At 40.0% G+C, this 10,151-nt stretch carries 10 protein-coding genes; all 10 read left to right on the plus strand.

All coding sequences use genetic code 11. The annotated features are described in order from the left end of the window. The coding region (locus Q0628_RS13240; protein ID WP_298771719.1) for a polysaccharide biosynthesis protein at positions 1–888 on the plus strand (888 nt) is incomplete at its 5' end. 87 nt (positions 889–975) lie between these two features. Further along, on the plus strand, positions 976–1,629 hold the full coding sequence (locus Q0628_RS13245) for a sugar transferase (RefSeq protein WP_298771722.1): 654 nt from the start codon (positions 976–978) through the stop codon (positions 1,627–1,629). A gap of 34 nt (positions 1,630–1,663) precedes the next feature. After that, entirely contained in the window at positions 1,664–2,302 is a 639-nt protein-coding gene (locus tag Q0628_RS13250; protein ID WP_298771724.1) for an acetyltransferase, read from the plus strand. Between the two features lie 24 nt (positions 2,303–2,326). After that, positions 2,327–3,850, plus strand: coding sequence for a class I adenylate-forming enzyme family protein (locus Q0628_RS13255; protein WP_298771726.1), 1,524 nt, complete (start codon positions 2,327–2,329; stop codon positions 3,848–3,850). A 14-nt stretch (positions 3,851–3,864) separates the two neighbouring features. Further along, entirely contained in the window at positions 3,865–4,113 is a 249-nt protein-coding gene (locus Q0628_RS13260) for an acyl carrier protein (protein WP_298771728.1), read from the plus strand. A 13-nt stretch (positions 4,114–4,126) separates the two neighbouring features. Beyond that, the gene (locus Q0628_RS13265; protein ID WP_298771730.1) at positions 4,127–5,302 is read left to right on the plus strand and encodes a Gfo/Idh/MocA family oxidoreductase; all 1,176 of its coding nucleotides are present in this window, start codon (positions 4,127–4,129) and stop codon (positions 5,300–5,302) included. 27 nt (positions 5,303–5,329) lie between these two features. After that, on the plus strand, positions 5,330–6,403 hold the full coding sequence (locus Q0628_RS13270) for a glycosyltransferase (protein WP_298771732.1): 1,074 nt from the start codon (positions 5,330–5,332) through the stop codon (positions 6,401–6,403). Between the two features lie 22 nt (positions 6,404–6,425). Further along, positions 6,426–7,919 carry a lipopolysaccharide biosynthesis protein gene (locus tag Q0628_RS13275; protein WP_298771734.1) on the plus strand — a complete coding sequence of 498 codons (1,494 nt, stop codon included), beginning with the start codon at positions 6,426–6,428 and terminating at the stop codon, positions 7,917–7,919. A 9-nt stretch (positions 7,920–7,928) separates the two neighbouring features. After that, positions 7,929–9,011, plus strand: a complete 1,083-nt coding sequence (locus tag Q0628_RS13280) for a polysaccharide pyruvyl transferase family protein (protein ID WP_298771736.1) — start codon at positions 7,929–7,931, stop codon at positions 9,009–9,011. Beyond that, positions 9,004–9,900 carry a DUF368 domain-containing protein gene (locus Q0628_RS13285; RefSeq protein ID WP_298771738.1) on the plus strand — a complete coding sequence of 299 codons (897 nt, stop codon included), beginning with the start codon at positions 9,004–9,006 and terminating at the stop codon, positions 9,898–9,900. Before Q0628_RS13280 ends, Q0628_RS13285 begins: the two co-directional genes overlap by 8 nt. Positions 9,901–10,151: the final 251 nt, after the last annotated feature.

Below are 10,151 nucleotides of genomic sequence, written 5' to 3' on the forward strand. Positions count from 1 at the left end.
AGACCCGACATTGTTTATCATGCGGCGGCTCATAAGCACGTTCCCCTTATGGAAGACAGTCCCTGCGAAGCTATAAAGAACAATGTTATCGGTACATATAAAACAGCCTATGCCGCAATGGTCAACAACTGCGACAGATTTGTTCTTATCAGCACAGACAAGGCGGTTAATCCCACCAACATTATGGGTGCAAGCAAACGCCTTTGCGAAATGGTTATTCAGGCGTTTGACAGAAAAATCAAAGAAAACAAGCAGACCGAAATTCCCAGAATGTTCACTCATCTTGAAGAAGGAACTCCGCATTCGTGCTCTGTTCCCGAAAACGTAATAACAGAATTCGTTGCAGTAAGATTCGGCAATGTTCTCGGTTCCCACGGCAGCGTCATTCCCCTCTTTAAAAAGCAGATCGAGGCCGGCGGCCCCGTCACCGTCACCCACCCCGACATCATCCGCTATTTCATGACCATTCCCGAAGCGGTAAACCTGGTGCTCACGGCGGCAAGCTTTGCCCACGGTGGAGAGATATTCGTACTCGACATGGGTCAACCCGTAAAGATTGTGACCTTGGCCGAGAACCTGATCCGCATGTACGGCAAGGTGCCGTACAAGGATGTCGAAATCAAGTTTACGGGACTGCGCCCTGGCGAAAAGCTACTCGAAGAACTGCTGATGAACGAAGAGGGCCTGCAGAAAACCAAGAACAAGCTGATCTACATCGGCAAGCAGATCCCCATAGACCAGGACAAGTTTGTAACCGAATTGTGGAACCTGAAGAATGCCGCCCAGGCAAACGACGACCAGAAGGCCGTAGCGGCATTGCATCACATTGTGCCGACCTTTACCACCCCCGAAGCTTTCAACAAAACGGTGATGATGCCGAAGGTGTAGGTTTATGTACATGATCTTAATGAATTATTCAATGTGTCATCCTGAGCGTAGCGTAAGCGAAGTCGAAGGATCCAGGGAGGTTGCATAATGTATGCAAACTGCCTAAAGAGAGTCATCGACTTCTTCTGCGCTCTTATGGCAATCATCTGCCTGAGCCCGCTTCTTATTGTTGTATCCATTCTAATCAGAATTGATATGGGTAGTCCAATTTTTTTCAAACAGCACAGAATTGGTAAAGATGACAAGGAATTTAGCATGTATAAATTCCGTTCAATGTCTGATGCTCGCGATGAAAATGGGGTATTTTTGCCGGATGACCAACGTATTACCAAACTCGGGAATTTTATCAGAAAAACATCAATAGATGAATTGCCTAGCCTTCTGAATATTCTCAAAGGCGATATGGCTGTTATCGGGCCGAGACCTCTCCCCACGAGATATTTGAGTCGTTATACTCAAGAACAGAGAAGGCGTCACGAAGTTAGGCCGGGACTTTCAAATCCTTCAACCGTTAATGGGCGCAATAGTCAGACTTGGGAACAGCAGTTCGCGGGTGATGTTTGGTATGTTGACCATGTATCTTTTTTGACTGATGTAAAGAGTATTTTCGATACGATAAAAGTTGTTTTGAATCATTCCGGGGCTACCGCAGAAGATGGCGGTGCTCGTGGTGAGTTCATTGGCGTTGCGAACATTGAAGACCTAAAAACAGATGCCGAAGGCAATTACATGAAATTATAACCCCAAAGCATGATGCTTGGCAAAAGGTGAACTTATGAAAAAAATCTATATCGTTGGCGCAGGTGGTTTCGGCAGGGAACTTCTTTGGTGGATTAAGGATATTAACAAGGTTGCCCCCACATGGGAAATCGGCGGGTTCCTTGATGATAACCTTCATGCATTAGATGAATACGAGTGTGACTATAAAGTTGTCGGAACAATAAAAGACTGGCAACCCAAGGAAGATGAAGAATTTGCTTTGGCATTAGGTTCATCTGTTTTAAAAAGAAAAATTGTCGAAATAATGAAAACAAAGGGCGCTAAGTTCGCTTCAATCATTCATCCGACAGCAATGCTCAGCGAATTCGCTCAGTATGGCGAAGGCTTTATCATGTTCCCTTACTCGAAGCTCTCTGCGAATTCGACTGTCGGTGATTTTGTGACGCTGCTATCTACCCCTATTGGGCATGACACAATAATTGGTGACTACTCTGTTATCAGTGGTAACTGCAGTGTCGTTCGTAATGTTGTAATAGGGAAGGATGTGTTCTTGGCAGCAGGCGTATGCATCGCACAGGATATCCATATCGGTGATGGCGCTTACCTTGGGTTGGGCTCTGTGGTTCTTAAGGATGTTCCGGCGGGGGCCAAGGTCTTTGGCAACCCGGCACGAATTTTGCCTCAAACAAAATAAGGTTTGATAAATCGGAGAATTAACATGCGAAGCAGATTGGCGAGTTTGTTCTATGAAAATGTGAAGGCAACTCCGGAAAAGTTGGCCATTTGGTGTGATGGCAAAAAAGCCACATACAAAGAAATGGGCGAACTGGTTAGCAGGTATTCGAATCTATTGTTAAGCCTTGGGGCCTCTTACGGCGATCATATCGCTATACCTATGAACAACAGCATTGAATCTGTTGCTTTGTTCTTTTCTGCGGCCGATTTAGGAATTTGTATCGTTCCGATTAACCCTTCTCTTCCGCTTGAAGCTGTAAAGACGGCAATGCAAGCGGGGGATATCAAGCACCTGATTGCAAGAAAGTCTTTTTTCGTGGATTGTGAAAAGAGCGGTGGCTTGGATGTCCCTGGTTTTTCAATCTGCCTAGACCAGGAGTTCCCGGGAACGACTCCGTTTGCTAAAATTAGCGAAATGAGCGCAGAACGCCCTGAAGTGGAACATGATGTCAATGGGTCAGAAAGCCTTATTCTGACAATGACTTCGGGCTCTACAGGGGTTCCTAAGCCTATTGACATTAGCCAGGATAACAAGTATGAACGTTCGATGGCCCATGTCAGAGTGTACAAGATTGTAAAGGATGACTTGATTTTGGCGGCAACACCGCTTTATCATTCCTTGGCAGAACGCCTCGTCATTCTTCCGCTGATTTACGGAGCAACATCTATTCTGCTGCCTCGCTTTACTCCGGCAATTTGGTTGAAGTGTGTTGAAGAACAGAAACCGACGTTTACAATTGCTGTTTCTGCTCAGTTGGCACAGATTCTTGAATTGCTCAAGCAACCGAATGCTCCGAAAATTACGAGTTTCCGTAGCATTGTATCTTCTTCGGCGCTTCTTGAAGCCTCGGTGAAATATCAGCTGATTGACTTACTGCAATGCGAATTCCATGAAATGTATGGGGCTTCAGAGGTTTCTACAGTAAAGGATAAGCAAAAATCTGTTGGTAAGCCTTTTGATGAAGCCCAAATTCGAATCCTTCGTGACAATAGCGATGCCGAAGGCAGTATAGATTGTGCTCTTGGTGAAGTTGGTGAAATTGCGGTAAAGTCTAAACTTCAGTGTAAGGGCTATTATAAGCAGGAATCCATGATGCAGGCTGCAATGATCGACGGGTATTTCCGCACGGGAGACCTTGGATACCTTGATGCCGATGGATACCTCTATTTTGCGGGCCGTAAAAAGGAATTAATCATTACGGGAGCAATTAATGTCTATCCGCACGATATTGATGTCGTGATTGCCAGGCTCCCTGAAGTTGAAGAATGTGCAGCATTCTCATACCCAGATGAAAAACTAGGCGAAATCGTTGCACTCGCTGTTGTTCCCAAAGCGAATCAGGAAATCAACCTTCGCTCATTGAAGACCTATTGCGCGAAGAACCTGGCCGATTTCCAGCAACCGCACAAAATATTCGTGGTTGATAAGTTGCCGAAGAACGCAATGGGCAAGTTGCAGAGAAGATTTATTTATGATTATATCCGTAATTCTGGCCTAGATGCCTAAAGGAGAACAAAACCATGGAAAAAGTCAAAGACTTTATTGTAGATTATATCCAGCGAGAATACACCCTCCCTGATAATGTAGACATCATGAACCTGAATTATGTCGAGAACGGCTATATCGATTCGATGGGCTTGATTCAGTTCATTGCGATGATTGAAGATGAATTTGGCGTATCCTTTTCTGACGAAGAACTTGCAACCGAAGATGTTAAGATTGTTGGGAAAATGGCAGCCCTTGTGTGTGCCAAAATGAACGGAAAATAAAAAGATAATCAATATGAAAGATGTCGTTACAGTTGGCGTTATTGGTGCCGGTCGAGCCTTGGAGCTGCATGCCTTTGGTTATAAAAGGTCGAATATTCCTTGCCGTCTAAAAACGGTTGTCGCTCGCCGCTCCGAACAGATCAAGAGCGCCATTGAAAAGTATGGATTTGAAAAGGGCTCTACCGACTTTAACGACCTTCTGAATGACCCTGAAATAGATGTCATTGATATATGCACACCGCCATATGTTCATAAAGAAGAAATAATCATGGCGATGCGTGCGGGCAAGCATGTTATTTGTGAAAAGCCGATGGTTGGTTATTTTGGCCGCCCCGGGGACCCTGAACCGATTGGCGAAAAGGTCTCCAAGAAATTCATGTATGAATGCTTGCTCGAAGACTTGGCAGAACTTCGCGAGGTGCGTAAAGAAACAGGCATGCGTTTTATGTATGCCGAAAACTTTGTTTATTCGCCAGCTGTTCTTAAGGCTGGTGAAATAATCCGCGCCAAAAAGAGCCGAATCCTTTATATGAAGGGGGAGGAAAGCTTAAAGGGTTCTAGTTCTCATGTTGCCGGCGAATGGAACAAGACTGGCGGCGGCATTTTTATGAGAAACGGGGTTCACCCTCTTGGAGCGATTCTTTATTTGAAAGAGCAGGAGTCTATTTCGCAGGGGCATAATGTAACCGTCAAGAGTGTCGTTGGTGATATGGGCTACGCAACAAGGCGACTCTCGGAACATGAACACCGGCATATTGCGGCAAGACCCCATGATGTTGAAGATTCTGGAACAGCAGTAATTACCTTTACCGATGGAAGCAAGGCAAGCATTATTGCTACGGACAATTTGCTTGGCGGTAGCAAGAACTATGTGGAAATTTATGCAAACGATACGGCAATCAACTGCAAGCTAACCATGAACGATGCCATGGAAACCTACATGGTAGATGACGAAGGCATGGAGGGAGTTTACCTTTCTGAAATGCTCCCCATTGTTACTGGTTGGAACAAACCATTCGTTGCTGATGAAATGCTCCGTGGATATTGTAATGAAATTGTCGATTTCATGGGGGCCATTCTTGGAGACCGCGAACCAGAAGGCTGTTTTGATTTGGCCGCCCAAGTAATGAAAGTTACATATGCAGCATATTATTCTGATGAAGAAGGTCGAAGAATAGATTTGGTATAGTGAAAAATTAGGCTGAAGGAAAGGAATATGCGACTTTTGGTTCATGGAATGGCAGGATATGCTAAAGGTGGAATAGAAACCTTTGTCTTTAGCATGGCCGAGCACATGCCTGATGGAATTGTCTTCGATTATGTAGTTGAGAAGAATGAAAAAAATGAAGTAAACCAATTACCTGGTGGTGGTGATGTTTTAATGATTGAACCTAAACGGCGAATGTTCGCAAATTTGCTGTCATGGCTAAAGTTGCTAGGCGCTCGAAAAAAAGTAAATTCTGCTATATATTTTAATTGGTATTCGATGGCCTGGCTTTTTCCGGCAATGATTGCTAGGCTGTTTGGTTATAGAGTCTTTATTCATGCGCACACAAATAATTTACATGATTGTGGAATATTGCAGCGAATAATGCATTCTGTAAATCGTGTTGTGCAAAGATATATGAATATTACACGACTTACTAATTCTGAATTGTCCGCAAAATTCTTTTTTGGAAACAAACCTGCAAAAATAATCTATAATGCGATAGATATTGAACGATTTACTTACAATGAAGAAATCAGAAAGATGATGCGAATGCATTGCCATGTGGAAAAAAAACATGTTTACGGCTTTGCAGGAAGAATGGCTTATGAAAAGAACACGTTGTTTTTAATGGAGATATTTAAAGAAATAAAGAAAATAGATTCAGATGCAGCTTTCGTAGTTTGTGGTGATGGTAATTTGATGGATGAAACGAAAGAGAAGGCTAGTAATCTTGGAATTGATGTGTTTTTCGCGGGATCTGTATCTAATATCCAAGACTATTTTCAGGCTATGGATGTCTTTATTTTACCATCTCGTTTTGAAGGTCTCGGTTTAGTTCTGATTGAGGCGCAATGTAGTGGACTGCCCTGTGTTGCGTCAGCAGATGTTGTTCCTCAAATTGCAAAAGTAACAGATTTAGTAGAATTCGTGAAGCTTGCTGATGGTTCTGTAGAGTGGGCAAAGAAAGCAAAAAATATGAAATCAAGAAATAGAGAAGAATATGCTAGCATTATAATGAATTCTAACTTTAATATAGCTAAAGAGTCTTCTCGATTAAAAAGTATTTTATGCGTGCAATAAGCAGACATATAAGGCGATTTTAGTGTCAGATATTTTGAATAAAAAGAAAAGTACAGCGCAAATTGCTCTCGGAGGGATGGCCTGGGCTTTTGCGGAAAGAATTTGCGCTCAGATTGTTACTCTGATTGTATCAATTATTTTAGCAAGATTACTTGGTCCAGATGAATATGCCATAGTTGGGATTGTGTTTATATTTGTAACAATTGCAAATGTTTTTGTAACGGCCGGTTTTGGTAGTGCTCTTGTACAAAAATTAAACGCAGATAATATTGATTTTTCTACAACATTGTATTTTTCAATAGGGTTCTCGACAATTATTTATGTAATCCTTTTTCTTGCAGCCCCTTATATTGCTGCATTTTACGAAATAGATTTGTTAACACCTGTTGTAAGGGTGATGTCTCTTAGAATAATAATTGCATCCATCAACTCCGTTCAGCATGCATACATTGAAAGAACTCTTCAATTTAAAAAGTTTTTTTATTCTACATCAATAGGAACAGGAGTGTCTGCAATTGTTGGCATAGGAATGGCATATGCAGGATTTGGAGTTTGGGCTCTTGTTGGTCAATATCTTTCAAATGTAATTGTTGATACGATTGTGTTATCATTTACATGTGGGTGGAAACCCTCTTTAGTTTTTTCGTGGAATAGAATGAAATCATTATATTCTTATGGATGGAAGGTTATGCTTGCTACGGTACTTCGTATGTTTGGAAAACAAGCGAGAGGCTTAGTTATCAGCAAGGTTGCAACACCTAGAGATTTGTCTTTTTTTAATCAGGGAGAAAAATTTCCTGCATTATTCATCAATAATATTGAAACATCTATTCAGAAGGTTATGGCTCCGATTTTATCGAGAGAGCAGGAAAATCTTCCAAGAGTGTTAGATCTAACAAGAAAAACAATGAGAATATCCACTTTCACGATTTGGCCTCTGTTGATAGGGTTAGCGGCTGTCTCGGAATCATTAATTGAAATTTTGTATACGGAAAAGTGGATAGGTTGCGTACCATATCTTAAGCTAATATGTGTCGCGTATATGTTTTATCCGATTGGGGAAACACATGTTCGAGCAATAAAAGCTCTTGGTCGTAGTGATGTTTCATTGAAAACAATTTTTTTAACAGAGAGCATTAATATTTCCATGTTGGTAATAGCGATTTTTTGGGGGGTAGGGGGCATAGGAATAGTTGTTTCATGGATTCTTTCTTCTATTGTGATGGCTGTATTGAATGGAATTGCTGATTATAAAATGATAAAATATAAAATGAAAGATCAATTCGCTGATATTTTCTTCACTGGCTTATGCTGTTCAATAATGTTTTTTGTAGTGAATTCTTTGGCATCGATTAATATGAATCTCTTTTTAAAATTACTTCTACAAGTGATTGCTGGCCTACTTATATATTTAATTTCATCTTATCTTTTAAATCATAAATCTCTTGTATATGTTGTCACTATTGCAAAAAATTTTGGCAGAAATTTGAAAAAAAAGTCTGTAACGGAGAACTAAGGGAAGAATATGAAATCTGTTGGAATGATTACAATATACAGAAAAAACTATGGAGCTTTTTTACAAGCTTATGCTCTCCAGAGAACTTTGATAAAATTAGGATATTCTCCTGAGATTATTCGCTATGATTATTATAGAGATCATTCTATTTTAGGAGTACCTTTAACATCAAAGATTTCTTTAAAACAAACTTTGAAATCTATACTTGTTGAAATCTTGCGATATTTTCCACATAAAAAAAGAATAGCCTTATTCAACGAAAGCGTTAAGAGTAATATTATTGAATCAAAAGAGTATTACAAAACTTATGAAAAATTAGAAAGTAACCCGCCGCAGTATGATGTGTTCTTGACAGGTGGTGATCAAGTTTTTAATGCGATGTTGTCTCCACAAGCTTTGCCGGCAAGGGTTCTTTCTTTTGTAAAAAAAGGAAAAAAAGCATCTTATTCCGCAAGTGCGGGCGGCGCTGATTTTGAGCAAACAAGTAGGGACTTTATTGTCTCTAATCTTAAAACATTTGATAAAGTGTCTGTTAGAGAAGAATCGCTAGCGGAAACTTTACATAGTAAATATAAAATTAATTCCTCAAGTAACATTGACCCTGTATTTCTTCTTGACAAGGTTGAATGGGGTAACTTTTCAAAAGAACTGAAAATTCTTAAAGGAAAGTATCTTTTTTTCTATAGCGTATTGTCGCAACCGGAATTGGTTACTCTTGCGGCAAGGATCTCAAAAGAATATGACATCCCGGTGTTTGCTGCTGATGGTTGTGTTCGATTTAAGAATCAGATTAGTTTTAGCGGTGTTCTAAGCCCTGAACAATGGGTTTATGCAGTCAATAATGCTGAAATTGTTGTTACAAACTCTTTTCATGGAACGGCTTTTGCTATTAATTTGAAAAAGAAAACATATATTATGATGCCTCCCAAAAGGGGAGAAAGAGTTCGTAATCTTTTGTTTAATTGCGGTTTAATGATTGACCATGATGGAGAAATCAAGTCATCTGATTGTTGTAATTTATACGAGACATCTGAACGATATATTGAATCTGAAAAAAGAAGAAGCTTTGAATTTTTAAAATCTATTGTTTGAGATTATTTTTACAGAAACCGAAACAAGAAAAATGCGAGCAGATTATTTAACGACGGAGATTCTTTCTGCAACAATAGCGCTCCTCCCGCTTATTGCTTTTGTTAAAGTCCCTGGCTTGGATATCGGCCTGGGCATGCTTATCCTTCTTGTTCTTGTTCCATGGCTTTTTATTACTAATTTATCAAGATTCCAACTAAATGACATTGTAAAGTTCTCTGGATTTATCCTTTTTTGCACATATAGTATTTATTGCTCGTTTGGAGACTATCAGAATGTTATTGGTTTTATTTTAGTAATTGTACTCGGATTATTAAGTGTTATTGTTGGTAATAAAATAGACTTAACATCACATTTCAGTGAAATGCCTTGGTGGTTATATCTAGTGTTAATTCCAGTAGGTGCAATTGCGGCAGTTGCTTTAGTTGTTCCAGGCTTATCTGGATCCTTCATTTTATTGATCTTAGGTTTTTATAAACCACTTCTTGAATTCACTGTTATGTGGACAAAAGAACTTCTTGGAGCAGGCGATACCGTTCAAAGTTTCGCTAACATCGGAAAACTTTTAGGGATGTTAGGTTGTTTTGCTGTAGGTGTCTTACTTGGTGTTATTTTTATTTCAAAAATCATGGAGAAATTATTTGCAAAACATCGTAACGCAACGTATTTCGCAATCATTGGTTTTGTTCTTGGTTCGATCATCACATTATTCTTTAATCAAGATATATTTGGTTACTACCTTGCCTGGGCAGGAGAAGTCAGTGAATATTCTCCAGCATTACCAATATATATAGAAATTCCTCTTGGCCTTGTCTTAATGGCAATAACCACTACACTTTCCTACATGTTAGTGAAAGCAAATCGCAAAAAGAAACAAGATATTAAGGTATAACCCTAAATGACAGTTATACAATAATGCGGTATATCTCTAAAGAGGTATGCCGTATTTTCTTTTTGTGACCACAAACGCAGTGCTTCTCAGGAAAATTAGCGGATAAAAACTTATCCTAATGTTTAGGTGTAAAAAATCTACGATTTGTGGAGTTCTTTTGTAAAGTATACAAAGAGAAGGTAAAAGAAGCAGAAGAGGATGAAAAGCCGTTGACGGTTTTGGATGACTTAATCAGCTACGGAGAAAAACTT

Origin of the sequence: uncultured Fibrobacter sp. (genome assembly GCF_937877005.1) — a bacterium.
Classification (GTDB): domain Bacteria; phylum Fibrobacterota; class Fibrobacteria; order Fibrobacterales; family Fibrobacteraceae; genus Fibrobacter.